23 protein-coding genes are annotated in these 24,612 nt (G+C 61.0%); 16 read left to right on the forward strand and 7 right to left on the reverse strand.

Translation table 11 applies throughout. The features are described from left to right. The first annotated feature begins 68 nt into the window (after positions 1-68). From BUS06_RS11745 to BUS06_RS11760, 4 genes are all read left to right on the forward strand, one after another. On the forward strand, positions 69-1,340 hold the full coding sequence (locus tag BUS06_RS11745) for a YeaH/YhbH family protein (RefSeq protein ID WP_074264425.1): 1,272 nt from the start codon (positions 69-71) through the stop codon (positions 1,338-1,340). After that, positions 1,337-3,058 carry a SpoVR family protein gene (locus BUS06_RS11750; protein ID WP_074264426.1) on the forward strand — a complete coding sequence of 574 codons (1,722 nt, stop codon included), beginning with the start codon at positions 1,337-1,339 and terminating at the stop codon, positions 3,056-3,058. Before BUS06_RS11745 ends, BUS06_RS11750 begins: the two co-directional genes overlap by 4 nt. A 139-nt stretch (positions 3,059-3,197) precedes the next feature. Then, positions 3,198-3,509 (forward strand): hypothetical protein, encoded by a 312-nt coding sequence (locus tag BUS06_RS37415; RefSeq protein WP_143787502.1) that lies wholly within the window; start codon positions 3,198-3,200, stop codon positions 3,507-3,509. After that, entirely contained in the window at positions 3,506-3,895 is a 390-nt protein-coding gene (locus tag BUS06_RS11760; RefSeq protein ID WP_074264428.1) for a type II toxin-antitoxin system death-on-curing family toxin, read from the forward strand. The genes BUS06_RS37415 and BUS06_RS11760 overlap by 4 nt, the downstream gene beginning before the upstream one ends. Before the next feature lie 213 nt (positions 3,896-4,108). Here BUS06_RS11760 and BUS06_RS11765 read toward each other — a convergent pair whose 3' ends face one another. The 4 genes from BUS06_RS11765 to BUS06_RS11780 form a co-directional block, all read right to left on the reverse strand. After that, a complete protein-coding gene (locus BUS06_RS11765; RefSeq protein ID WP_074264429.1) occupies positions 4,109-4,441 on the reverse strand; it encodes a DUF4148 domain-containing protein in 333 nt (110 codons plus the stop codon). Positions 4,442-4,508: 67 nt separating this feature from the next. Continuing rightward, positions 4,509-4,781: a hypothetical protein gene (locus BUS06_RS11770; protein WP_074264430.1), complete on the reverse strand. Its 273-nt coding sequence runs from the start codon at positions 4,779-4,781 to the stop codon at positions 4,509-4,511. Between the two features lie 279 nt (positions 4,782-5,060). Beyond that, the gene (locus tag BUS06_RS11775) at positions 5,061-5,282 is read right to left on the reverse strand and encodes a hypothetical protein (RefSeq protein ID WP_074264431.1); all 222 of its coding nucleotides are present in this window, start codon (positions 5,280-5,282) and stop codon (positions 5,061-5,063) included. A 305-nt stretch (positions 5,283-5,587) separates the two neighbouring features. Then, positions 5,588-5,776: a hypothetical protein gene (locus BUS06_RS11780; RefSeq protein WP_074264432.1), complete on the reverse strand. Its 189-nt coding sequence runs from the start codon at positions 5,774-5,776 to the stop codon at positions 5,588-5,590. 181 nt (positions 5,777-5,957) lie between these two features. Here BUS06_RS11780 and BUS06_RS11785 point away from each other — a divergent pair, with 181 nt between their 5' ends. The 4 genes from BUS06_RS11785 (at position 5,958) to BUS06_RS11800 (ending at position 9,308) form a co-directional block, all read left to right on the forward strand. Further along, on the forward strand, positions 5,958-6,938 hold the full coding sequence (locus BUS06_RS11785) for a DnaJ C-terminal domain-containing protein (RefSeq protein ID WP_074264433.1): 981 nt from the start codon (positions 5,958-5,960) through the stop codon (positions 6,936-6,938). Between the two features lie 9 nt (positions 6,939-6,947). Further along, positions 6,948-7,265: a chaperone modulator CbpM gene (locus tag BUS06_RS11790; RefSeq protein ID WP_074264434.1), complete on the forward strand. Its 318-nt coding sequence runs from the start codon at positions 6,948-6,950 to the stop codon at positions 7,263-7,265. Between the two features lie 241 nt (positions 7,266-7,506). Beyond that, positions 7,507-7,977 (forward strand): DUF2844 domain-containing protein, encoded by a 471-nt coding sequence (locus BUS06_RS11795; protein ID WP_074264435.1) that lies wholly within the window; start codon positions 7,507-7,509, stop codon positions 7,975-7,977. A gap of 11 nt (positions 7,978-7,988) precedes the next feature. Next, positions 7,989-9,308 (forward strand): DUF3443 family protein, encoded by a 1,320-nt coding sequence (locus tag BUS06_RS11800; protein WP_074266040.1) that lies wholly within the window; start codon positions 7,989-7,991, stop codon positions 9,306-9,308. 40 nt (positions 9,309-9,348) lie between these two features. On the opposite strand, the gene BUS06_RS11805 is transcribed toward BUS06_RS11800, so the two are convergent. After that, positions 9,349-10,182 carry an EAL domain-containing protein gene (locus tag BUS06_RS11805; protein WP_074264436.1) on the reverse strand — a complete coding sequence of 278 codons (834 nt, stop codon included), beginning with the start codon at positions 10,180-10,182 and terminating at the stop codon, positions 9,349-9,351. Between the two features lie 900 nt (positions 10,183-11,082). Between BUS06_RS11805 and BUS06_RS37420 the strand changes: the two genes are divergently transcribed. From BUS06_RS37420 to BUS06_RS11910, 8 genes are all read left to right on the forward strand, one after another. After that, on the forward strand, positions 11,083-16,119 hold the full coding sequence (locus tag BUS06_RS37420; protein ID WP_143787503.1) for a YadA-like family protein: 5,037 nt from the start codon (positions 11,083-11,085) through the stop codon (positions 16,117-16,119). 114 nt (positions 16,120-16,233) lie between these two features. Next, positions 16,234-17,415, forward strand: coding sequence for a DUF2827 domain-containing protein (locus BUS06_RS11880; protein WP_074264438.1), 1,182 nt, complete (start codon positions 16,234-16,236; stop codon positions 17,413-17,415). Further along, the gene (locus tag BUS06_RS11885; protein WP_074264439.1) at positions 17,412-18,587 is read left to right on the forward strand and encodes a DUF2827 domain-containing protein; all 1,176 of its coding nucleotides are present in this window, start codon (positions 17,412-17,414) and stop codon (positions 18,585-18,587) included. The genes BUS06_RS11880 and BUS06_RS11885 overlap by 4 nt, the downstream gene beginning before the upstream one ends. Then, on the forward strand, positions 18,584-19,711 hold the full coding sequence (locus BUS06_RS11890) for a DUF2827 domain-containing protein (protein WP_074264440.1): 1,128 nt from the start codon (positions 18,584-18,586) through the stop codon (positions 19,709-19,711). The genes BUS06_RS11885 and BUS06_RS11890 overlap by 4 nt, the downstream gene beginning before the upstream one ends. Before the next feature lie 135 nt (positions 19,712-19,846). Beyond that, positions 19,847-20,869, forward strand: a complete 1,023-nt coding sequence (locus BUS06_RS11895; protein ID WP_074264441.1) for a DedA family protein/thiosulfate sulfurtransferase GlpE — start codon at positions 19,847-19,849, stop codon at positions 20,867-20,869. Positions 20,870-20,919: 50 nt separating this feature from the next. Beyond that, complete coding sequence (locus BUS06_RS11900) at positions 20,920-21,402, forward strand: DinB family protein (protein ID WP_074264442.1); 483 nt, start codon at positions 20,920-20,922, stop codon at positions 21,400-21,402. Between the two features lie 278 nt (positions 21,403-21,680). Next, positions 21,681-22,331, forward strand: coding sequence for an ATP phosphoribosyltransferase regulatory subunit (locus BUS06_RS11905; protein ID WP_217272803.1), 651 nt, complete (start codon positions 21,681-21,683; stop codon positions 22,329-22,331). A gap of 185 nt (positions 22,332-22,516) precedes the next feature. Continuing rightward, positions 22,517-23,335, forward strand: a complete 819-nt coding sequence (locus BUS06_RS11910) for a formate/nitrite transporter family protein (protein ID WP_074264443.1) — start codon at positions 22,517-22,519, stop codon at positions 23,333-23,335. Between the two features lie 21 nt (positions 23,336-23,356). Here the strand turns inward: BUS06_RS11910 and BUS06_RS11915 are convergent, their stop codons facing one another. Next, positions 23,357-23,722: a DUF1634 domain-containing protein gene (locus BUS06_RS11915; protein ID WP_254368823.1), complete on the reverse strand. Its 366-nt coding sequence runs from the start codon at positions 23,720-23,722 to the stop codon at positions 23,357-23,359. Continuing rightward, complete coding sequence (locus tag BUS06_RS11920; protein ID WP_074264444.1) at positions 23,719-24,612, reverse strand: sulfite exporter TauE/SafE family protein; 894 nt, start codon at positions 24,610-24,612, stop codon at positions 23,719-23,721. Before BUS06_RS11920 ends, BUS06_RS11915 begins: the two co-directional genes overlap by 4 nt.

The following is a 24,612-nucleotide window of genomic DNA, read 5'->3' on the forward strand; positions in this document are numbered from 1 at the left end:
GCATGGACATAACGTTGCTACGCAACGTGCGTCTCGCGCACCCGAAATGAAATAGCGGGAGACCGGATGTGCTTCATCAAATCATCGACCGCAGGTTAGCTGGCAAGAACAAGAGTATTGCAAACCGCGAGCGCTTCTTGCGTCGCGTCAAAGGCTATATCCGTCGTGCCGTCTCGGAAGCGGTGCGCGACCGCAGTATCAAGGATATCCAGAACACCCAGAGCATCACGATTCCACGCAAGGACATTGCCGAACCGTCGTTCCGGCATGGCCCCGGCGGCAAGCGTGAAATGGTGCATCCAGGTAACGCCGACTATATCCGCGGCGACAAGATTCCACGTCCCCAGGGTGGTGGCGGCGGTGGCGGCGGCAATCAGGCCAGCAACGAAGGCGATGGTCAGGACGACTTCGTGTTCGAACTGAGCCGCGAAGAATTCATGCAGTACTTCTTCGACGATCTCGAACTGCCGCGTCTCGTCAAGACCCATCTGCTGGCGGTCCCTACCTGGAAGAGCATTCGCGCAGGCTGGGCGGCGGAAGGCACGCCTAACAACATCGACGTGGTCCGTTCGCTGCGCAGCGCGCTCGGCCGGCGCATCGCGCTGGGCGCACCGCTCGTCAATGAGTTGCACGAGATGGAGCGGCAACTCGAAGAGATGAAGGCTGACCCCGAAGATCGCCGCGACGACATCAAGGCGCTCGAAGAGGAAATCCATCATCTGCGTGGACGCATCTGGCGCATCCCCTTTATCGACCCGTTCGATCTGCGTTACGTGAACCGCGTGAAGCAGCCGCAACCGTCGAGTCAGGCCGTGATGTTCTGCCTGATGGATGTGTCCGGTTCAATGGACGAGCAACGCAAGGATCTTGCGAAGCGCTTCTTCATCCTGCTGTACCTGTTTCTCAAGCGCAATTACGAACGCATCGAAGTGGTGTTCATTCGCCACCACACGCGTGCCGAAGAGGTCGATGAAGATACGTTCTTCCACTCGACGGAAAGCGGCGGCACGGTGGTATCGAGCGCGCTCGAGCTGATGAAGAAGGTCCAGGAGGAGCGTTATTCGCCTACTGAATGGAACATTTACGGCGCGCAGGCGTCCGACGGCGACAACTGGACCGACGATTCGCCCAAGTGTCGTAAGATCCTTTCAGATGACATTCTCGAGAAGGTGCGCTATTTTGCGTATATTCAGGTAACGCCCGAAGAGCAGAACCTGTGGCTCGAATATGCGCAACTCGCGCTGTCGCAGCCGCATATGGCGATGAAGAAGGTCGAAACGGCCGCCGACATCTACCCTGTTTTCCGGGAGTTGTTTGAAAAGCAGGTGGCGTCTTCATGAGCACCAAACATCTGCGGAATGAGGCGCCCGGCGATCCGCCGGCGCGCAAAAAAGGCGTGCCGAAGCAGAAGTCCGGGCATGCCGATGCCACAGTGGCCGAAACGCAGGCTGCTGATGCGGGAGCGGGTCTGGACAACGCTGTAACTGCACGGGGACACACCGGAACGCCCTCAGAGGGGCAAAGGGAAGTCCGTATGAACGTAGCCGATAGACGGCCTCTGCCGTGCCCGTCCGACTGGACCTTCGAACTGATCGAGGAATACGACACCCATATTGCCCGTGTTGCAGAGCAATATGAGCTGGACGTGTACCCGATCCAGCTCGAACTCATCAGCGCTGAACAGATGATGGATGCGTACGCGTCCGTCGGCATGCCGGTGAACTACCGGCACTGGTCGTTCGGCAAACACTTCTTGTCCACCGAAAAAAGCTACCGTCGCGGACAGATGGGGCTGGCTTACGAAATCGTCATCAATTCAAACCCCTGCATCGCGTATCTGATGGAAGAGAACACGATGACGATGCAGGCTCTCGTCATCGCGCACGCGGCCTACGGACATAACTCGTTCTTCAAGGGCAACTATCTGTTCAAGCTGTGGACAGATGCGCACGCGATCATCGATTACCTCGTTTACGCGAAGAATTACATTGCGGAGTGCGAGGAGCGGTTCGGCATGGACCGGGTCGAGGAACTGCTCGACTCCTGCCATGCGCTGCAAAATTACGGCGTGGACCGGTATAAGCGGCCGCAAAAGCTGTCGTTGCAGAAGGAATCGGCGGCGCGGCGCGAACGCGAAGCGTATCTGCAGTCGCAGGTAAACGAGCTGTGGCGCACGCTGCCGAACAGGCAGACGCCGGAGCCGGAGGAAACCGACGACCGCTATCCGCCCGAGCCGCAGGAAAATCTGCTGTATTTCGCGGAGAAAAATGCACCGTTACTCGAGCCGTGGGAGCGCGAGGTCATTCGCATCGTGCGCAAGATCGGCCAGTATTTCTACCCGCAGCGCCAGACTCAGGTAATGAACGAAGGCTGGGCGACGTTCTGGCATTACACGCTGCTCAACACGCTGTACAACCAGGGCAAGCTGGAAGACGGCTTCATGATGGAGTTCCTCCATTCGCACAGCAACGTCGTCTATCAGCCGCCGGTCACGAAGCCGTATTACAGCGGCATTAATCCGTATGCGCTGGGTTTTTCGATGATGAGCGATATTCGCCGCATCTGCGAAAACCCGACCGAAGAGGATCGGCGCTGGTTCCCGGAACTGGCCGGAAGCCCCTGGCTGCCGGCGCTGCACTACGCGATGCGTAACTTCAAGGACGAGAGCTTTGTGGCGCAGTATCTGTCACCGCATCTGATCCGCGAAATGCGGCTCTTCTCTGTGCTGGACGACGATATGCGCGACGCGCTGGAAGTTTCGGCGATCCACGATGACAGCGGCTATCAGTATGTGCGCCAGGCGCTGTCGCGACAGTACGATATGCATCACCGCGAGCCGAATATTCAGGTCTGGTCGGTCAATACACGCGGCGACCGCAGTCTCACGTTGCGGCATTTCATGAGCGACAACCGGCATCTGTCTGGCGACAGTGATGAGGTGCTCAAGCATATGGCGCGGCTGTGGCAGTTCGACGTGTATCTGGAAAGCGTCGACGAAAACGGTACGGTGAGGAAGCGCTATGAGTGTCGGTATGTGCCACCGGCAGTCAGGCTCTGATTGTCGCGGGCGCTTCGCCCGATGCGAGCGTTGTTCAAAAGCCAGCCTTCGGGCTGGCTTTTTATTGGCGCATGCTGCCGGCAGCACCTAACGCGTTAGCGCACCCTCTGGGGAAGAGATTCGCCTGGCATGAGGTGTATTGGCCGACTTCGGCGGTCTCGAAACAAGGGGGCTTGTAGATCTGCGGAAATCCCCAAACTTGCGTGTAAAATTAGCGCTAAACCTGAACGAAGATTTTTTACAAAACCAAATCGAATGGAGAACCCACATGACCCCGAAAGGCAAGACTGGGAATATCCATGGTGTCGAAGTGAAAGCACGAGCACGGACGCAAGAACCGACAGTGACGGTAACGACGGATACTGTGGAAGGCCGCAAAGCGGTATTGCTCGCCGTTGAAAAGGTATACGAGCAGCACCGTGAGGTGATTCAGGCGCTCGCCAATCGATGACGCTCGACCCGGAGTTGGTTGGGCTGATTCACGACTACATCCTGGGCAACGAACCAGGTATCCACGGATCTAATCGTGGCGCGTTGGAAGGCGCGCTCGGCCGGATAGAATCTCGGCGACATTACGAGGGCCTTCACGACATTTTCGAGATTGCGGGTCTGTACGCCGAAGCGATCGCGAGGGGGCATACATTCTCCGATGCCAATAAGCGGACTGCGCTCGTGTCTGCGCTGGTTTACCTGTTTCTAGAAGGGTTCTCAGTTGAACGGACGCCCGCTCTCGAAGAGATCATGGTTGACGTCGCCGAGGGCCGGCTGAATTACCTGGATCTGGCCAACATCTTTTCAACTCTGGCAGTTCGCGTCCCGCAACCGGGGTCCGAATAGTGCGAGCTCTGCGTCATCCGTGCTCATTCTTGCGGGATCGCGCTGGAACATGAAAAAAGCCCAGCGCAAGCACTGGGCCAAGCTACCAGACATTTGGCAGCGGAGGAGTCCGGGGAAATGATTTTGCAAACAGGCCCACATGGACGCCAGACGCTGGCCTGTTTCATATTCGTGAGCCGGTGCAACCCGGCTCTATCTCATGCAACCGCCCGATTAATGCGCAACGTAGACCGGCGGCGAGTACGGGCTAACCGTTAGCTCAGCGCGTTGACCCGACTGCGACGTGCCGCTTGCGCTCGGACCATAACTCGTCGTTTCAGTCTGCGCCGTACCATTTTGAGCGGCGACCTTTGCTTCAGCGGCCTGGATGTCTTCCGGATAGTACGGGTCGCGGCCACGGGCCGGTGAATAGCCGGCCTGCTCGATCTGCACCAGTTCCGCACGCACTTGTGCTCGCGTGACGGGCTGGCTGTTCGATTGGGCAAACGATGCTACCGGGGTAGCGAGAACAGCAGCAATAGCAACAGCTTGAATAAGGGACTTCATGATGTGTTACCTCCGAAATTTATTTATGGACTGCCTGTAGCACGTTCTTTAAACCGGTACGGCCATCTTAGTGATGGCTGAAGAACACCGAACGTGCGCCGGTCGACGGTTCACGCGAACCCGATTGCGAAGTTTGTTCCGTGACGCCGCCGTACGAGCTGTTGTCATTCGCGTTGGCACGTTCAGCTGCGACGGTTTGCGCGCTTTGGCCTTGTTGCGAAGCAGGTGCGCCAACAGTCGGACGGTAGAACGGTGCCGGGCCGTAGCCGCTAGCAAATGCGGGGGCGGCGAGGGTAGCGGAAGCAGCAACCAGCAGAGCAGCAATGATCTTGGTCTTCATGATGGGACTCCATTAACGTTTTAATTTCAGTTCAGGATGGCGTCGCGACCGGGGCGGTGAGCTGTGTCTGCAACGTCGATGGAGGCAGTGTATACCCCGACTATCGAATCTTTGTATCGATAGCTCGAAATGACTGTTTTGAATCGGCCGATAATCCCGTGCGGCCCGCCAGACAAGGCGGAGCGAGGGACGGCGAGGCAGGATGAAGGTGAGGCGAGGGGCGGAGGGCGCGGCGCTGAGCGCTCAGCGCTCAGCGCTCAGCGCTCAGCGCCCTGTTCGTTACGCTACGACGATGTTCGTTCCCAATTGATGAAGCAGATCGCGCAACGCTTCGGCCTGCGCCATGCGCGCGTCGCCCCGCAGATGAATCTGAACGGCACGACCAGCGATCCCGTCAACCGGATGCGCCAGCCACAATTCGACTGCCAGACCAAGTCCATCGGGCTGATTGATAGCCACGGGCTCGATGACCCGCGGCTTGAACGAGGCACGCTCGGACATGGCAACACTCCTCTGATCTGACTGTGGAGCCTCGATGCTAGTCAGCGTCGCGGGCGTCGACAAACGACAAATACGCGTTTGCAAATCACGGCGCAGCTTCGAAGAAAAACCGCTTATGTCACGAGCATCAGCGAGGCGGGTTGAATCAGCAGTACGAAGCACTGCGAGAGTCCAGACTGCGGAACCCGCGCAGCGCAGGCCATCGCGCCCGCGCTCACGCGTTCCCTTTCCTTAACGTGCGCTTTGCCGGTTCTTGCATACAGAACACCAACGTCAACGTGAAACGGCAAAGCCCAACCAACCGTTCAACTCACCGAAGGCTCGCCTTCGCCTGGCTTCTTGCCAGGGTGGTCGGCCGGTGACTGTTTCCGCGACTCATCATCGCGCTCTGGCAATTTGCTCTTCTCGTTGTCGCTGTGACTGGCGGGTTGCGGATGCTTGAGATCCGGCTCTTTAGTCTCTTTCGGCTGCTTGCTCTCTTTGGTTTCGCTCATCATCGGCTCCTCGAGTGTAGATACTCAAGGAGTAGCAAAGCCCGGTCCTGCCTCCAGGATTCGCTGCGGATCGAACCGAAACAGGGGTGGTACAGACACGTTTCCCCTGAGTCGTATAGAGTAATAAATCAGCCGCAGTTGAACGCAGAGCCGTCCTCACTTTCAAGGGGCTGTTATCCAGATGAAATACAAGGACTATTACGCCACCCTGGAGGTGGAGCGCAGCGCGACCCAGGACGAGATCAAGCGTGCCTACCGCAAGCTCGCCCGCAAATATCATCCGGACGTCAGCAAACAGGCAGACGGCGAGGAGCGCTTCAAGGAAGTCGGCGAGGCGTATGAGGTGCTCAAGGATCCAGAGAAACGGGCGGCCTATGACCGGATGGGCAGCGAGTGGCAGAACGGCCAGGAATTCCAGCCGCCGCCGAACTGGGACGAAGGATTCGAGTTCCGCGGGGCGGGCAGTCAGGCGGGCGGTTATGCGGGCGACGAAGCCGGTTATCAGGCGGGCGGCGAAGCTAATCTCGACGACTTCTTCGAAGCCATGTTTGGCCGCACGCGCGGTGCGCGTCAACGGCAGGGGGCGGCCGCCGCGATGGGCGGCCAGGATCACCATGCGAAGATACTGATCGATCTCGAAGAGGCTTACCACGGGGCGCAGCGCGGCATCACGCTGCAGATGCCGGTGGTCGATCCGCAAGGCCACGTCACGCTGGAGTCGCGCACGCTGAATGTCACCATTCCCAAGGGCATTCGTGCCGGACAGCATTTGCGGCTTGCCGGGCAGGGCAGTCCCGGGATAGGCGGCGGTCCGCCGGGCGACCTGTACCTTGAGATCGCGTTTCGTGAACATCCGCGGTTTCGCGTCGATGGCCGCGACGTCTCGCTCGATTTGCCGGTCGCGCCCTGGGAAGCGGCGCTTGGCGCACAGATCACCGTGCCGACGCCCGACGGCTCCGTCGAAATGACGGTGCCCAAGGGCTCGCAAGGAGGACGGCGCCTGCGGCTAAAGGGTAAAGGCATTCCTGGGAGCCAGCCCGGCGATCTGTACGTGGTCCTGAACATCGTCTTGCCGCCGGCCGATACCGAACGTGCCGCAGCCGCCTATGACGTGATGCGGCAGGCGTTCAATTTCGACCCTCGCGCGCATTTTTATGGATGATCGCTCATCATGAAAGAGTCCGTGACGACCTATCTGGAAGGTCAGATTGTGAATGAAGAGATGGAGTTCACGCTCGTCGAGTTGTGCCGCGTGAGCGGTGCCTCGCAAGACGAGGTGACGCTGTGGGTCGCAGAAGGTGCGTTCGAGCCGCAAGGCGCGCGCCCCGAAGAGTGGCGCTTTAGCGGCACGGCATTGCGCCGCGTGCGCACCGCCCACCGCCTCGCGCACGATCTCGAGATCAATCCGCCGGGCATCGCGCTCGTGCTCGATCTGCTCGACGAAATCGATTCGTTGCGGGCGCATCCAAGGCGCACCCGTAGCGGCTAGAGCAGGCGTTCCCCCATCGACGCCATACTGTCGCGCGCCACCGGCGCGGATTTGACAATTACCCCGCTGAGCCGCCACGGACAAGGCATCGCGGCTCGCCGGACAAACTCGCAAAAGGGCCCTATCTCCGGCTCTTTTCCGCGAATCAAAATCCCGCTCTCCCCACAATAATTGCCCCTGTGTGATGTCGTGAATGTCAATTCACGCTCCTTCGCGCGACGAATACATACGGGGAGAACCAATGAAAACCAGCGTGCTTTGCGCGGCAGCCGCCATGACGGCGCTCGCCGCCGGCATACCCGCACACGCCGAACTCGGCAGCGCGCCCACCTGGCCGGCCAGCAGTTCGGGCCAGGCGACTCGCCTGGTCCAGCACGTCAGCTCGGCAGCGGTGCCGTACACCGTCAACGAAACCACGCTGACCAGCGGGACGGTCGTGCGCGAATACATCGGACAAACCGGCACCGTATTCGCTGTCGTCTGGCATGGACCGCAGATGGCGCCGCTCAACAGCCTGCTCGGCAGCTACTTTCCAACCTATCTGCAGGGCGCGAGCGCCGCGCGCGCGGCTCAAGGCGGAGGCCATGGACCCGCCACCGTGCAGGCGCCCGGCCTGATGGTGCAATCCGGCGGACATATGGGCAATTTCACGGGCCGGGCCTATCTGCCTGCAGCACTCCCACAAGGCACCAGTCCAGACGACCTGCAATGAACACGACAAACATGAAACAAATCATGGCCCGCGCGTTCGTCGCGGCGCTTCTGGCCGGCCTTGCCGCCTGCGGCGGCGGTGGCGGCGGCTCGTCGTCGACTTCGGCGACCGGCAATACGACCAGCAATTCAACGACGACCACCCCCGCGACGAGTACGACGGCCACGACGAACACCGTCAGCTCGGCAACGCCGACCGCGACGCCGACTGCGAGCACGGCTGCCAATACGGTTCCCGTGGTGGTTTCGTTCACGCAGTTCAATCGGGCGAATTCTCCGCTCGCCAGCGTCACGATCTGCACGGCGGGCACCGGAGCGACCGCTAACTGCTCGACGATCGATAACGTGCTGGTGGACACCGAATCGTTCGGCTTGCGTCTGTTTGCGTCGGCGATTCCGTCGAGCACACTCAACACGCTGAACGCGCAGACGCAGACGTCGACGGGTGCCACCATCGCCGAGTGCGCGTTGTTCGGCAGCGGCTATACATGGGGCACCGTGCGCAACGTCGACCTCAAGATGTCCGGCGAAGTGGCCCAGAACGTGCCCATTCAGGTGGTGTCCGATTCGACGCTGGCGGCTAGCGCGCCGAGCGCTTGCCAGCAGCAGCCGGTTCTCGCCCAACCCACGGATCTGGGGGCGAACGGCATTCTCGGTGTAGGTGTGGCCCCGCAGGACTGTGGCGGCCAATGCGTGAGCAATAGCCCTGCGGGCACCTACTACGCCTGCAGCGGCACGAGCTGCGGCGTGGCCAACGAGCCGCTCGCGCAACAGGTGGGCAATCCGGTGCAGTTCTTCGCGACCGATAACAACGGCGTGGTGCTGGAGATGCCTGCAGTCGGTTCGACGGGGGCGGTGTCGTCCACCGGCACGCTGGTCTTCGGGATCGACACGCAGGCCAACAACACGCTGGCGGGAGCCGGCGCGACCGTGCTGGGCACCGATCTGTCCGGAGACTTTACCGCGACGTACAACGGCGTCACCTATACCAGCAACGCCTTCTTCGACTCGGGATCGAGCGTCCTGTTTTTCCAGGACTCCAGCATTGGCAGCAGCGCGCTCAAGTACTACATCCCGAGCACGACACTGTCGCGTTCCGTCTCTATAGCCGGGACCAATCTCGTGACCGCGACCGTCGATTTCAACGTGGCGAATGCGAACACGCTATTTGCTACGGGGAACTATGCATTCAACGACATGGCCGCTTCCATGACCAGCGTGTTCGACATGGGCATGCCGTTCTTCTACGGACGTCACGTCTACTATGGGATCACGGGCACGGCGTCGGCCGGTGGCGGCACGGGTCCGTACGTCGCCTTCACATCGAGCTGACCGAACTGGCTGGCGTGCGGCGTTGCTTCGCGCGCGCCGCTCAATTCATCGCGAGCGCATCCGCAAGCCTGGCTTGTGGGCGCGCCACGTGATAGCCCTGCACGTAGACCTTCGGACGTTGTCTGAGCCAGCGTAGCTGAGCCTCGCTTTCCACGCCTTCTACGACTACCCGCATCTCGAGCTTGTCGAGCATGTCGAGCAAACCGGTCATCACCACACAGTCACGCGGCGATGCCGGCACGCGGGTCAGAAATCCGCGTGCCAGTTTGACCGTGTCGATCTGCACCGTGCCCAGCATGGCGAGCGGCGAATAACCCGAACCAAAGTCGTTGAGCGCGAGGCGTACGCCGAGTTGCCGCAACGAGCGTGTGAATTCCTGCGTGGACAAGAGTGTCGAGGCGTCTTCGGTAGCAACCAGTTCGAACTCGAGGAGTGTGGGATCGATGCCGTGACGCTGGGTTGTCGCGCGCACTGTGCTGCCCAGCGTCGCATCGAGCAATTGCGACGGCTGGATATTGATGGCGGCCGCCGGCAACGCCTGGCCGGTCCGTCGCATCTCGGCCAGTTGCAGGCACACCGATTCCAGCATGAATTCGCTGACCTCGCGCGCGGTGTCCCTGTCTTCGAAGGCCGACACGAAGCATTCGGGCAGGAGCAGGCCATACTCGGGATGCTGCCAGCGCAGCAGGCATTCGACATTGAGCAGCTTGAGGCTCTGCGCGTGCACAACCGGCTGGAACGCAACGCCGAACTCGCCCGCCCGCAGGCCTCGGCGAATCCGTTGCGCAAGTTTTTCGTCGGAGCCGGAGGGCGCCGCTTCGTTCGCGGCGCCGTGGCCCGACAGGGATAACGCGGCACTTCCGACGCGGTCCACAGGGCATTCCTTTCTAAAGTGAGCGGCAAGCTCGAATCGGCCCTCAAGGGTTGTATGGGCTACTTCCTGCAGAGCTTAGGCGAATGCCTCGCCCGTGTGTCGGTTAATTGACCGGCAAGGAGCGGTTCGACACAGAGTGCAATAACCAGATTCGCGCGCTGCGAACTGCATGTCCGGCACATCGCCTGGGCGCGGCGGCGCTTTGATGGACTCAAGCATAAAGCGGGTTGTTTCGGAAAACTGTCAAGAATCGACAGCTGGAGACGCTTAAGTTTTAAATGATGTTAAATCATGGGGATTAAATGGTGAAAACATGGAGAAATGCAGAAAAGACATAACGGTGTCTGGTCTGATTTGCGAGATAGGAAATTGGTTTTTGAGTTGGTGCTGTCTCATTTTTAATCTGATCGTGGCGATGATTTTTGATGGAATCTGAGGCGTATTGATATGATGATTATCGAATCTGGCCGAATGAATTGACTGAAAATATCGTTCCTTCTGCCTGAACTTTAGTGCCTTTCGGTGCGCATCGTTAATAGTCTGGCTAATTCATATTTCTAGGATTTGGCTGGCTGAGAGCCCCATGTGGTGGGGCTTTGGGACGATCTGTTCCATTGTGTTCGCATGTCTCAAACTAGCGCGATGCTTGCTGACATTTCCCGGCCCTTTGAATTTAAAAGATAGGAAGATTAGCTTCCTCGCATCGAGTTGACGATTTTTAACAAATGTCGCCGCTTGAATTTGCATTGCTTGTCAATCATCCAATACCGAAGCTCATAGAATCCGCTCATCCCAATTTTATGCGCGTCGGGATTTGGTCTTTGAGTCCGGATAATTTTGTCTGCTGAATACCAGAACATCCGGTTGGTGTCGCGCGTTACCTGAGAGAGATTTTCGAAAATGAACAGGTCATACAGAAGTATCTGGAATGAGGCACTCGGTGCGTGGGTGGCGGCATCGGAAATCTCATCCGCGCGCGGCAAGCCGAATAAATCGGGTATTGCGAAAGCTGTCACTGCCGTCTTGCTGACTACCGGCCTGGGAGTCAGCGCCGTACATGCGCAGTATCAGGCTGGCGGGGGCAACGCCTCGGGCGCGGGTCAGGTGGCGATAGGGCCGGGTGCGTCGGCTGCCTCGACCAGTTCGGGAACTTACGGAAGTATTGCGTTGGGCAAGGGCGCCACGGCGACCGGTAACGGCGCATCGACGATTGCGATTGGCTCAAATGCCTACGCCTCGAACCCCACCGCCAACCTCGGAGATGCGTTGGCGCTCGGTACCCAGGCAACGGCTTCCGGCCAGGACTCGACCGCGGTCGGCGGCCAGACCACCGCCAGCGGGATCAACACGCTCGCGATTGGCAATAACGGCACGTCCGCCACCGCAGCGAACGCAACGGCATTCGGGGTAGGCGCCACATCATCGGCTAAATACGCCACCGCGGCGGGCAGCTTTACTACGGCTTCTGGCGTGGGATCGGTCGCGATCGGCGCCAACGCTACAGCGCCGGCCGTGTCACAGGGGCAGAACTCCATTGCTATCGGCGGCCAGTCGGTCACGGGGACGACGGCGGCGGGCGGTGTGGCGATCGGCTATGCCGCGACGAGTTCGGCTGCAAGCGGGGTTGCCCTGGGACAGTCGGCGACCGCGGCGGGTGCATCGTCGGTGGCGTTGGGGCAGAGCGCGGTGGGCTCGGCAACCCAGGCGACCGCGGTTGGCTACAGTGCCCGTGCAGCGCAGCAGGCGGTGGCGATCGGTAATGGCGCGAGCGCGACTGCGACGTTCTCTGCCGCCATCGGCGGCAATGGTACGGTTGCCAATGCTTCGCAGGCCTCAGCATTCGGCGATGCGGCGACGGCATCGGGCGTGGCGGCCACGGCGCTCGGCACATTCGCTACGGCGAGCGCCGCGAGTGCGACCGCAATCGGCACGACATCGACTGCAACCGGTACGGGCGCTACGGCGATCGGGACGTATGCCACTGCAGGCAGCAACAATTCAACTGCGATCGGCGACGGCGCGACCTCAAGCGGGACGTCGTCGTCGGCGATCGGCTACAACTCGATCGCCGCTGGCAACGGGTCGCTTGCGCTCGGCACGGGCAGCAGCGCCAGCTACGCGAACAGCGTGGCGATCGGCGCAGGCAGCGTGACCGGGACGGCCGCGCCGACTGGCACGGGTTATCTGACGGGTACTGCAGCGCCTCTTTCCGAGGTATCGGTGGGCAGCGCCAGCGCATTGCGCCGGATCACGAATGTAGCCGACGGCTCCGCGCCGCAAGATGCGGTCACGGTGTCGCAGTTGAGCACTGGCATGAGTACCACGGCGAGCAGTATCACCCGTTTGTCGACCTCGACATCGACCGGTTTGAGCACGGCGGCGAGCAGTCTCGCTTCGTTATCCACTTCGACGTCGACGGGGATCAGCACGGCGCAAAGTGGGGTGAATTCGCTGTCGACCGGGTTAAGCACTACGAACAGCAATGTAACTACCTTGTCGACCTCGGCTTCCACGGGGATCAGCACGGCGCAAAGCGGTGTGGCCTCTTTGTCGACCGGGTTGAGCACTACCAACAGCAATGTGACGGCGCTGTCGACTTCGACCTCAACGGGGCTGAGCACGGCGGTGAGCCGCGACGCCAGTCTGTCGACGGGATTGAGCACGACGAACAGCAATGTGACCACCTTGTCGACCTCGGCTTCCACAGGGATCAGCACGGCGCAAAGCGGTGTGGCCTCTTTGTCGACCGGGTTGAGCACGACCAACAGCAGTGTGACGGCACTGTCGACTTCGACGTCGACGGGCATCAGCACCGCGCAAAGCGGCGTAGGTTCGCTGTCGACGGGTTTGAGCACGACCAACAGCAACGTGGCTTCGTTGTCGACGGGACTGAGTTCGACGACCAGCAGCGTGGGCTCGCTCTCGACCGGTTTGAGCACGACGAACAGCAATGTGACGGCATTGTCGACTTCGACCTCGACCGGGCTCGCGACCACGAACAGCGGCATCGCCAGCTTGTCGACTGGGGTGAGCACCGTCCAGACCAACGTCAACGCCCTGGGTACCAGCACGGCGTCGGCGTTGGGCGGCGGAGCCACCTATAACCCGTCGACCGGTGCGGTCAGCCCGCCCGCGTACACGACGTACAACGCGAACGGTACGACCAGCACGGTCAACAACGTCGGTGCAGCGCTGAGCAATCTCGACAGCCAGGGCATCAAGTATTTCCATGCCAATTCGACGCTGGCGGACTCGCAGGCACTTGGGACGAATAGCGTTGCAATAGGACCGGCTGCCGTAGCTCATAATCCCGGCGATGTCGCACTGGGCTACGGTTCGGTGACGTCCGCCGCGAACCCCACCAGCAGCGCGACGGTCGGATCGACGACCTTCAGCGGTTTTGCTGGCGCGACGCCCACCAGCGTCGTGAGCGTCGGCGCATCCGGTGCGGAGCGGCAGATCACGAACGTCGCGGCGGGGCGGATTACGGCAACCAGTACCGACGCGGTGAACGGGAGCGAGCTTTACTCTGTAGCGAGCCAGGTGAATTCGGTGGGGAGCACGGTGAGTTCGTTGTCCACGGGTTTGAGCACGACGAACAGCAATGTGGCTTCGCTGTCGACCTCGACTTCGACGGGCATCAGCACGGCGCAAAGTGGTGTGACTTCTCTGTCCACGGGCTTGAGCACGACGAACAGCAATGTGGCTTCGCTGTCGACCTCGACTTCGACCGGCATCAGCACCGCGCAAAGTGGTGTGACTTCTCTGTCCACGGGCTTGAGCACGACCAACAGCAACGTGGCTTCGTTGTCGACCGGGCTGAGTTCGACGACCAGTAGCGTGGGTTCGCTGTCGACAGGTTTGAGCACGACTAATAGCAGCGTGGCATCGCTGTCGACTTCGACCTCGACGGGCATCAGCACGGCGCAAAGTGGTGTGACCTCGCTGTCTACCGGCCTGAGCACGACCAACAGCAGCGTGGCTTCGCTGTCGACCTCGACCTCGACGGGCATCAGCACCGCGCAAAGTGGTGTGACCTCGCTGTCCACCGGCCTGAGCACGACCAACAGCAGCGTGGCGTCGCTGTCGACTTCGACTTCGACGGGCATCAGCACGGCACAAAGCGGGGTGACTTCGTTGTCGACGGGTATCGGTTCGCTGTCCACGGGGCTGAGCACGACCAACAGCACGGTAGCGGGTCTTTCCACGTCGACTTCGACCGGTCTGAGCTCGTTGTCCACCGGCATCAGCACGACGAACAGCAACGTGGCCAGCCTGTCGAGCTCGACTTCAACCGGCATCACCTCGCTGTCCACCGGCCTCAGTACAACTAACAGTGCCGTAGCGAGCCTCTCGACCTCAACCTCGACCGGCATCACCTCCCTGTCGACGGGTCTGTCCGCCACCAACAGCAACGTAGCCTCGCTGTCGACAGGCGTAGCAAACTCGGTCCAGTACGACGATGCAAGCCACACCAAGGTCACGTTGGGCGGTGTCGGTTCGACCACGCCGGTGACACTGACCAACGTTGCCGCCGGCGTGAACCCGACCGACGCGGTGAACTACGGTCAGTTGAGTTCGCTCTCCACCTCGACCGCGACGAGCATCACTTCGCTGTCGACGGGCGTGAGCACGGCACAGAGCGGCGTTGTGTCCTTGTCCACTGGCCTGACCACGACGAACAGCAATGTCGCGTCGTTGTCTACCGGACTCACTACCACAAACAGCAACGTTGCCTCGCTGTCGACGGGGTTGAACACGACCAATAGCAACGTAGCGTCCCTGTCTACAGGCCTCAACACGACCAACAGCAATGTTGCTTCACTGTCGACGGGCCTGAACACCACCAACAGCAACGTCGCTTCGTTGTCTACCGGCCTCACCACCGCCACCAGCAGCGTCACCGCGCTGTCGACCGGCATCCAGAACGGCACCGTGGGCCTCGTGCAGCAGGTAGGCGGCGCGCCGGGCAACGGCGCCATCACGGTGGGCGCCAACACGGGCGGTACCAGCGTCGACTTCACGGGCACCGCGGGCGCACGCCAGCTTTCCGGCGTCGCGGCCGGCACCGCGCCGACCGATGCGGTGAACGTAAGCCAGTTGCAGGCAGTGGCCTCAGTAGCAAGCGATGCCGTGCTGTACGACAACGCTTCGCATACGAGCGTGACGCTCGGCGGTGTCGGTGCAACCTCTACGGTTGCGTTGACCAATATCGCAGCAGGGGCGATTACCGCGACCAGCACCGACGCGGTCAACGGCAGCCAGTTGTTCGCACTCGAAACGCAAATCGGCACGCTGGGCGGCCAGGTCACGCAGATCTCGCAAGGCACGACAACAGGAGGGTCGTCGTCGAATTCCAAGTATGTCGCCGTGAATTCGACGGGCAGCGCAGCAAGCGCCACAGGTACGGAGTCGGTTGCCATCGGCGGCAATTCGACGGCGAGCTCGAACAACAGCGTTGCGGTGGGTTCGGGGTCCCAGGCAACCGGCTCCGGTTCGTCCGCAGTGGGCGCCAACGCAGTAGCGTCAGCGCCGAATTCGGTGGCGATCGGCGCGGGCTCGGTGGCGAGCGAAGCGAACTCGGTATCGGTGGGCTCGCCAGGCAATGAGCGGACCATCACCAACGTGGCGCCGGGCGTCAATCCGACCGATGCGGTAAACGTTGCACAACTGCAAGGCGTTCAGCAGAATATCAACGACACGGCGCGTGCAGCGTATTCGGGCGTCGCCATGGCGGGTGCGCTGGCCGGTTTGCCTCAGGTGGAACAGGGCAAGACCTTCCAGGTCGCCGCAGGGGTGGGCAACTATGCGGGATACAGTGCCATCGCCATCGGCGCCAGTGCGCGGCTTACGCAAAACACCATCGTCAAGGTGGGAGCCAGCGCAACGGATGGCGCTCACGTGCTGGTCAACGCCGGTGTCGGATATTCCTGGTAATGCGTGCGCCGGCGTTGACGCGCCGGCCTCTCCAGGGCGCCGCCGGCACGGTGAGCGAATCAACGGATCCTCGCCCACGGTGAGGGTCCGTTTCAACATGTGTTAAATGTGACTATGCGCATCGGCATCTCCGTCATTACTCATACCGGTCAGAACATCTGGCAGAACGGCCTGGGGCAGAACGTCATCTTTCTGGCGGAGCTGTTTCAGCGCTTGCCGTTCGTGCAATCGGTAGTGCTGATCGATGTCGGCGATCAGGGGGTGATGCCATCGCAGGTGGATCTGGCAGCACGCAATCTGCGCCTGATGAGGGCGCACGAGGCTAGCGACGAGGTGGATGTGATCGTCGAAATGGGCGGCGCGCTCGATATCGAATGGCTCGACCTGATGCGTGCGCGCGGCAAGAAGGTGGTCTTCTACTGCTGCGGCCAGCCTTACGTCGGCCTTGCCGAGCCCGCTATCTTTACAAAGCCCACCCATGCACCGCGTCCCGATCGTTGCGACGAGGTCTGGCACCTGCCGAAAGACAGCGCATTTGCCCCGATGATGCGTCTCCTGCATCGTTGCGATGTGCACGAGGCGCCGTTCATCTGGCATCCTCAGTTTGTTCGGCAGCGAATGCGTGAAGTCGAGGCGCTCGGCATGCACTATGGCTTTGCAGCCCGCGAGACGGTGCCCAATGAACCGGCAACCGTTGAAGCGGATGGCGCCAAACGCCGCGGCCTGCGCGTGGCAATTTTCGAACCGAACATTTCGGTGGTGAAGACGTCGAGCATTCCAATGTTGATTTGCGACGAGGCTTATCGCGCGGATGCCAAAACGGTTGAGGCGATGCATGTGCTCAACACCTTGCACCTGAAAGATCATCCCACCATGCTGTATTTCGCCAACTCGCTGGATCTCGTGCGCCAGCATAAGGCTACCTTTCACGGCCGGCACGATATTGTCGGCTTCATGGTGCAGCATGCCGATGCCATCGTGTCGCATCAATGGCAGAACGAACAGAATTACAGCTACCTCGACGCGCTCTACGGCGATTATCCGCTGGTGCACAACTCGCCGTGGCTCAAGGACGCGGGGTACTACTATCGCGGCTTCGATGCGCGCGAGGGCGCGGCGCAGTTGCAGCGCGCCGCGGTTGACCACGCGGAGAGTCTCGACGATTACCGGGCCCGCTCGCAGCGTGTATTCGCAAGCGTTAATCCGTTCAGCCAGCACAACCTCGACGCGTACGCCGCCCGACTGCTGCATCTGTGCCGCGACACGGCGTTTGCCCCTCACGCGAGCCGCTCATGAATCTCGAACCCGTTCAAATTGGGTTGCCGCGCAAGCTGCGGGTCGGCGTGTCGATCTTCGTACGCAAGGGCGAGCAGTCGGTCTGGGAAAACGGCATTTACCAGAACTGCATTTTTCTCGTGATGCTATTGATGCGCTCGCCGTTGGTGGACGCGACATACCTTGTGGCGGGTGGTGGCGATGGGCGCCCCGAGGATGCGAAGAATTTTCTCGCCGATTCGCCCGTGCCGCTCATCGACATGAACGAGGCCGCCACGACGCTCGACGTGATGATCGAGATGAGTGCGCAACTGGCGCGCGAATGGGTGGTGGCGTTCCGCGAACGCGGCGGCAAGATCGTCTCGATGCGGGTGGGCAACGACTATGTGATCGACATCGAGCGCATGATCTTCGATCAGCCGCACGGTCTCCTGATTTCAGCTGCGCCGTATCACGAGGTCTGGACGCTGCCCGAGTACGAGAACACCTGTGTGCCATATTACGCCAGTACGTTTCGCTGTCCGGTGCGCGTGATGCCGCATCTGTGGAGCCCGCTAGTGCTCGAGCGCGAAGCGGCGCGCCTGCCTGAGGGTCTCAGCTTCGGTTATCGGCCAGGACGGCGGCGCTGGCGCGCGGGCATCTTCGAGCCCAACATCTGCATGGTGAAAACAAGCTTCGTGCCGCTGCTGTCCTGCGAGGCGGCGCATCGCTCCAATCCTGACATGCTCGAACATGTGTGGGCGTACAACACGTTCCATCTGAAGGAGCACGTGAGCTTCAATGGCTTCGCGCGCAGCCTTGACATCGTGAAGCACGGTTTGACTTCGTTCGAGGGGCGCTTTCCGTTTTGCCGGGTAGTCGCGGGCGATGTCGACGTAGTGGTCAGTCATCACTGGGAAAATGCACAGAACTATGTCTACTACGAGGCACTGTATGGCGGCTATCCACTGATTCACAATTCGCATCTGATCGGCGAGTGCGGATACCGCTATCACGACTTCGACTGCCTGGAAGGCGGGCACGCCTTGCAGCGGGCGTTCGCCGAGCACGATACCCATCTCAGTGCTTACCGCCAGACAGCAAACGCGTTCCTGCGCGGGTTGGATCCCGAGAACGACGACAATGTGCGCACGTACAGCAATGCGCTTGCCGCGCTCTATGCGCCCGCTCAGGATCTGGGTATCCCATCATGAGCACTCTGCGCATTGGCATCACGATTGGCTTGCACCACGAGGCGGAGACGCTGTGGAATAACGGCATCAAGCAGAATGCAGCGTTTCTTGCCGAGGCGCTGCGGCATTGTCCGCAGGTCGCGCGGGTGGTGCTCGTGAACACCACGGCGGTCGCCATTACCGCTGCGCTGCCGTGGGATCAGGTCCGCTATCCCACGCTATCGTTCGAGACGGCGAAAGACGATCTCGATGTGCTGATCGAACTCGGCGGCCAGATCGACGCCGCGCAAACCGAATACCTGAAGCAGCGCAACGTGCGGCTCGTATCGTACTGCTGCGGCTTCGAATATGTTCACGCGATGGAATCAGTGTTGTTCCGCAAGCCGGCGTGGGGCGACACGCTGTTCGTCAATCAGCGCTACGACGACATCTGGATCATTCCGCAGGTCGCGAATATCAGCCGGTCATATTTCGAGGTATTGCGCCGGCAGTCCGGCCGGGTCGTGCCGTTTGTCTGGAGTCCGATGTTTCTGGATGAACGCGTCGAAGGTCTGCTGCACGCAGGTCAGTACCAGCCGCACGACGGTGCGCGGCGCCTGAGTGTGATGGAGCCGAACATCAACGTAGTGAAGTTCTGCCTGTACCCGGCGTTGATTGCCGAGCTCGCCTATCGCAGGTGTCCTGAGCGGATCGCCCTGCTGCAGGTGACGAATGCCGGGCAGATCGCGCGGGAAAGCCTCGATTTCATCGCCCTCATGAACCAGCTCGATATCGTCCGCGATCACAAGGCGGTATTCCTCGGCCGGCACGACACCCCGGTGTTTCTGGCCGAAAACACCGATATCGTCATTTCCCATCAGCTCGAAAATCCGCTGAACTACTTTTACCTTGAAGTGTGCTGGCAGGGTTACCCGCTGATCCACAACGCCTCGCTATGCCGCGACCTTGGGTACTACTACGAAGGCAACGATGCCGACGAAGGCGCGCGCCGGGTGGTGGAGGCGATCGAGACACACGACGCGCACGCATCCTGGTACCGCGAACAACAGCGCGGCCTGATTGCGCGCTATCTGCCGGACGACCGGCAACTGGTGGCGACGTACGGCGCATTGCTTGACGATCTGCTGGCGCGGCCGGTCCGCTAAGCCTTTAAGGCGCCATTAGCGCCTTAAAGGCTTGTGCACTTGCACGATGCGGTTAGCCGATTTTGATTAGAATCGGATATCAAACGCCTGTGCCTGGCACTCTTCAGGGCGTTCGCTTTCCGCAGGAGCCGTACCGTGTGGCATCTTCCGACCGCTATTCCCCCTGCGCTGTGCGCTTGGGTGGTTTTCATGAGTGTGCTGATCACGCAACTCGGCGCGCCGGTGCCGGCCGCGCCTATGCTGATTCTCGCGGGCACCATGGCTGCCGTCGGCGAGGTGTCCTACTCCAGCGTGTTTTTCGCCGCCGTATGTGCCACCGTGCTGGCGGACGTCCTGTGGTTCACCACTGGCCGCTTGCGCGGCAGACGGATGCTGAATTCGCTGGTGCGCTTTTCACTGTCGTTCGACGCCGCAGTGCGACTTGCGCGCAACATCCTGGAGCGCCACGGCGCGCCGATTCTCGCGTTGGCTAAATTCATCCCCGGTATCGGCCTGATCGCCGCACCGTTGCTCGGCACCACCAGCATCGATGCGCGTGTTTTCCTGTTCTGGGACATCTTGGGCGCCGCGTTATGGGCGGGTGTCTGGCTGGTCGGCGGCGCGGCGCTGCACGACTGGATCGCGCAAGGCGTGCAACTCGTGCGCCAGAACGGCGCCACGGTGTTCGACGTTTTCGCCGTGGTGGCCGTGCTGTTTGTCGGCTATCGCTGGGTGCGACGGTTTCAGTTTCGTCGTTGGCTGGCGGAGATTCGCATCAGCCCCGAGCAGCTTGACGAGCTGATGAAGTCAAGCGCGCCGCCGCTTATCTTCGATGCGCGGCCTCCGGAAGTGCGGGCGAAGGAAGCGTATCGGATACCGGGCGCGCGTGCCCTCGATCTCGATTCGCCAGAGCAACTCGATGAGAAACTGCGCGGGCGTCCGATCGTGGTGTATTGTGTCTGCCCGAATGAAGCCACGGCGAAGCGGATCGTCGCGCAGCTGCGTCGAAAGAACATTCACCATGTCCAGGCGCTCAAGGGCGGTCTCGATGCCTGGGAGCGCCGCGGTTATCCGGTCGAGCCGCTGTCGGCGGATTTTCATGCGCCGCGCGACGAGAATGGCGAGTTCGATCCGGTGCTCGACAGCGAATACACAGTAAGGGCACGCATGACGAAGTGATGCGCCTGTGCCGGCGCGCTACACACAACATAACGATTTCCGGGGCCCTCATGTCCAGTACGCAACACCTCCATCTGCTCAATCAGCTTGCCGAGATGCCGGTATTTCTGGAAAAGGCGTTTGCCGGCATGTCGCGTGAGCTGCTGGTACGCATGCCTGCCGAGGATAATTCGCCGCTGATCGAGCATCTGTGGCATCTGAAAGATTGCGAAAGCGATCTGTATGGACCGCGTATCGAGCGCGTGCTGAACGAAGACCGGCCGACTCTCCTGCCCATGGACGTCAGCGGCTGGCCGGTCGAGCGCGGCTACCATTCGCGCGACGGCGACCAGGCGATCCAGGAGTTCAGTGCGTTGCGTCACAAACTCATCGAGCAGTTGCGAGCCACCGAGCTCGCGTCGTTCGAGCGGGTCGGAGTTCGCACTGACGGTCATGAGGTTGGCGTCTACCGTCTGGCCGAGCAACTCGCCGATCACGACCGGGACCATCGCTGGCGCATGAGCGCAATCCTGCGCGAGTATCTGGAACGCTAAGCCAGACCGTCCGACGCGCCGGACGACAGCGTCGGCGCAACTCGGGCTTTCCCAAACCGCGACACGTGTGTCACTATCTCGTACATGAGCCCACGTAACGTTCCATTCCGGTCGCACCATCATCACGGCAGCAGTCCGTTGCGCCGTGGTTCGTTACGTCTCATAGCAGCGAAGCCTGGAACCCACTGAGTTCCTCGCTCATGCGAAAACGACCAAGGCGCCTATGGCGCCTTTTTTTTATTTCATCATCCTTAGGAGTTCAGTCATGACCATGATCCGTGGAACGCGTTTTATCGTCGGTGAAGAAGCGGCGCAAGCCCGTGCGCTGGAGAACCGCTTCCGGAGCTACCTTCATTGATGCCGGCGCGGAAGAGGCCATCGTTCCTGCGTTGTGGTCGCAGGATACGTTCGTGCAGAAGGCGGGCGGCAGCGAAATCATTGGCCAGATGTGGGCCTTCCCGGACAAGAAAGGCCGGCCCTGTTGCCTGATTCCCGAGGCAACCGCGCTCTTTCAGGAGCGATGTCAGGAACTGCTCGAACGCCGCAAGGAACGCATGCTGTTTTACGTGGCTCGCTGTTACCGCTATGAACGGCCCCAGGCCGGACGGTACCGCGAATTCGTGCAACTGGGCTTCGAGTACCTGTGTTCGAACCCGCAGCGCGCGCTCGTGCGCAGCCGTGAAATAGGCGCGGGCTTTCTCGATTCGCTGGGACTCGATTACGCATTCGACATCGCTGCGAAGCGGGGCCTGAGCTACTACCTGAATGGCGAGGGCTTCGAGATCCGCTGTCCCGAACTCGGCGCGCAACAACAGGTGGCCGGTGGCGGCGCGTATCGGGAGGGTGCGGGCTTCGGGATCGGCGCAGAGCGTTTGCTGCTGGCGATGGGCATGCAAGGTTTGTCGGCCACCGCTATTGCCCCGTCCTAGTGCAGCCGCGCTAAAAAGGGATACAGAATCCGGGTCGCCGCGGGAGCACAGTAGGCCCACCCGCCAGACCTGCCCGTTCTGGTTACATCCGTAACGGAGCTCGAATTCGCTCGTCCTATCATGTGCGCCAGTTTGACGCACCCTCTGCGGTTGAGGAGGGTATCCCCCATTCGCGGAGACATGTGATGTACGCAGAGAGTATCGATAAATTCGCAAAGGTCGGCGCGCACAAGGCGTCGTCGATCGCGCGCTCGCCGCTCGCTTTTCTGATCGGTGCGGCCATGGCCGGGGCCTATATCGGCTTCGGCGACATCCTGATGTTTTCAGTCGGCTCGCATGTCGATCCGGCTTATGTGCATCTGATCATGGGCGCGGTGTTCGCCTGCGCGTTGACGATCGTCGTGTTCGCCGGCTCGGATCTGTTCACCGGCACGGCCATGTATATGCCGTTTGCGGTGTTGCGCGGCGAGACGGGTGTCGGCGGAATGGTGCTGGTATGGGTGGTGTGCTGGATCGGCAATCTGATCGGTGCGGTGGTGCTCGCGGCGATTTTGCATGCGGCGGGCGGCGGCGTGCTGCTGACCGATGGCTCGGAAGTCTTCTTCAAGGCGGTGTCCGCGAAGATGAGCGCGCCGGGTCTCGCGCTGTTCGCCAAGGGACTGCTGTGCAACTGGCTCGTGTGCCTCGCTATCTGGATGGCGGCGCGCACCAATAACGATGGCGCAAAACTCGGTTTGATTTTCTGGCCCGTGTTCGCGTTCGTGGCAAGCGGCTTCGAGCACAGCGTCGCCAATATGTTTGTGTTCGCACTCGCCCTGATCGGTGAGCATCCGGACAACATCACGCTGGCCGGTGCTGTGCACAACGAAATTTTTGTCACGCTCGGCAACCTGGCGGGCGGCGCGATTTTTATGGGGCTCGGCTACTGGCTGCAGGAAGGCGGTATTGGCCATCCGTCGAAGACCCGCTTGCCGGTTTCGGCAGGCAGTGCCCAGACCCACTGATGAACTGATCCGTAGTGGCGGCTACGCCCAATGTGCGCCGACCGCGCAGCCCGCCGCCACGATCAGCAGAACTAGCACGGTAATTGCGCTGTAGCGATAGTCGCGTTGCTGCAGAAACACGCCGAGCATCAGGATCAGGCGCAGCACGGGCAGGAGAATAAACAGCGCAATGCCGGCAGTGACGAGCGGCATGCCTGGCGGCAGCGCCGACCGATGCAATGCGGTGTGGACATCCGGCAACAGCAGAAGCAAACCCGCGGCGATCGTGAGAGACGCTATCCACGTGCCGCTTTTTAGCAACGCGGCGAGCCAGCGCTCGAGCGGTGTCATCACCGAGGCGAAGGTCGCAGGGGAGGCCGTGGCCGAAGCCGGCAAACGGTTGCTCATACCGGCCCGCTCACGGCTTTGACGTGGAACGCTTCGAACAGCATCTGTACCGCAAGCACAAGCAGGATCGCGACGAACATCAGCCGCAGCTTGTCGTTCGACAGACGCATCAGCACCCGTGCGCCGAGTACCGCACCCGCTACTGAGCCGAGTGCAACCGGTCCGGCAATCGCGCTGACGATATCGCCGCGCAGAAACCAGGCGCCGGCGCTGGCAGCCGCCGTCACGCCGATCATGAAGTTGGAAGTGGCCGACGAGACCTTGATCGGCAGGCGCAACGCCGTATCCATGGCGGGGATTTTCAGCACACCGCTGCCGATCCCGAGCAGCGCCGAAATCAAACCCGCGCCGTACATCAGCAGCATGCCCAGTGGCACACGTTGCACCCGATAGGCGACCTCGCGGCCGAGTGCACGATCCGGATAGCTCGAATCGAGCGCAAGGGAAGCCGTCCAGCCTGCTGTCGCCGCAGCGCCGGTTGCAGCGTCAATTGAAGAGGTAACCGAAGCGCCGGCGACCGGATCGCTTCGTCGTACCAGCATCTGGCGCGCCGATACGAGCAGAACCAGCGCAAACAATATAAACAGCGCGAACACCGGAACGATCCCGACCAGCAGCACGCCGCACAGTGCACCCAAGGTCGTGGCGGTCTCCAGCACTACCGCGAGCCGTACGTTGGTCAGACGCTCGCGCAGGAACGGCGCTGCGCCGCCACACGAGCAGGCGATCACCGAGACGATGCTCGCGCCGATCGCCACGTGAATGTCGAGATGGCCGAACATGGTCAGAACCGGCACGATAAAAATGCCGCTCGCCATGCCGAGCATTCCACCGAGCGCACTCGCGCCGAGCGATACCGCAAAGAGCCACAGCGTGAAGCCCGTATCCAT

It is taken from the genome of Paraburkholderia phenazinium (assembly GCF_900141745.1).
In the GTDB taxonomy this organism is placed as follows: domain Bacteria; phylum Pseudomonadota; class Gammaproteobacteria; order Burkholderiales; family Burkholderiaceae; genus Paraburkholderia; species Paraburkholderia phenazinium_B.

What these genes read in the sequence shown, in the direction of transcription:
- BUS06_RS11750 (WP_074264426.1), top strand. Translation starts at nt 1,337, where the DNA reads ATGAGCACCAAACATCTGCGGAATGAGGCGCCCGGCGATCCGCCGGCG.
- BUS06_RS11760 (WP_074264428.1), top strand. Translation starts at nt 3,506, where the DNA reads ATGACGCTCGACCCGGAGTTGGTTGGGCTGATTCACGACTACATCCTG.
- BUS06_RS11765 (WP_074264429.1), bottom strand. Translation starts at nt 4,441, where the DNA reads ATGAAGTCCCTTATTCAAGCTGTTGCTATTGCTGCTGTTCTCGCTACC.
- BUS06_RS11770 (WP_074264430.1), bottom strand. Translation starts at nt 4,781, where the DNA reads ATGAAGACCAAGATCATTGCTGCTCTGCTGGTTGCTGCTTCCGCTACC.
- BUS06_RS11775 (WP_074264431.1), bottom strand. Translation starts at nt 5,282, where the DNA reads ATGTCCGAGCGTGCCTCGTTCAAGCCGCGGGTCATCGAGCCCGTGGCT.
- BUS06_RS11780 (WP_074264432.1), bottom strand. Translation starts at nt 5,776, where the DNA reads ATGAGCGAAACCAAAGAGAGCAAGCAGCCGAAAGAGACTAAAGAGCCG.
- BUS06_RS11785 (WP_074264433.1), top strand. Translation starts at nt 5,958, where the DNA reads ATGAAATACAAGGACTATTACGCCACCCTGGAGGTGGAGCGCAGCGCG.
- BUS06_RS11790 (WP_074264434.1), top strand. Translation starts at nt 6,948, where the DNA reads ATGAAAGAGTCCGTGACGACCTATCTGGAAGGTCAGATTGTGAATGAA.
- BUS06_RS11795 (WP_074264435.1), top strand. Translation starts at nt 7,507, where the DNA reads ATGAAAACCAGCGTGCTTTGCGCGGCAGCCGCCATGACGGCGCTCGCC.
- BUS06_RS11800 (WP_074266040.1), top strand. Translation starts at nt 7,989, where the DNA reads ATGAAACAAATCATGGCCCGCGCGTTCGTCGCGGCGCTTCTGGCCGGC.
- BUS06_RS37420 (WP_143787503.1), top strand. Translation starts at nt 11,083, where the DNA reads ATGAACAGGTCATACAGAAGTATCTGGAATGAGGCACTCGGTGCGTGG.
- BUS06_RS11880 (WP_074264438.1), top strand. Translation starts at nt 16,234, where the DNA reads ATGCGCATCGGCATCTCCGTCATTACTCATACCGGTCAGAACATCTGG.
- BUS06_RS11885 (WP_074264439.1), top strand. Translation starts at nt 17,412, where the DNA reads ATGAATCTCGAACCCGTTCAAATTGGGTTGCCGCGCAAGCTGCGGGTC.
- BUS06_RS11890 (WP_074264440.1), top strand. Translation starts at nt 18,584, where the DNA reads ATGAGCACTCTGCGCATTGGCATCACGATTGGCTTGCACCACGAGGCG.
- BUS06_RS11900 (WP_074264442.1), top strand. Translation starts at nt 20,920, where the DNA reads ATGTCCAGTACGCAACACCTCCATCTGCTCAATCAGCTTGCCGAGATG.
- BUS06_RS11910 (WP_074264443.1), top strand. Translation starts at nt 22,517, where the DNA reads ATGTACGCAGAGAGTATCGATAAATTCGCAAAGGTCGGCGCGCACAAG.
- BUS06_RS11915 (WP_254368823.1), bottom strand. Translation starts at nt 23,722, where the DNA reads ATGAGCAACCGTTTGCCGGCTTCGGCCACGGCCTCCCCTGCGACCTTC.
- BUS06_RS11920 (WP_074264444.1), bottom strand. Translation starts at nt 24,612, where the DNA reads ATGGATACGGGCTTCACGCTGTGGCTCTTTGCGGTATCGCTCGGCGCG.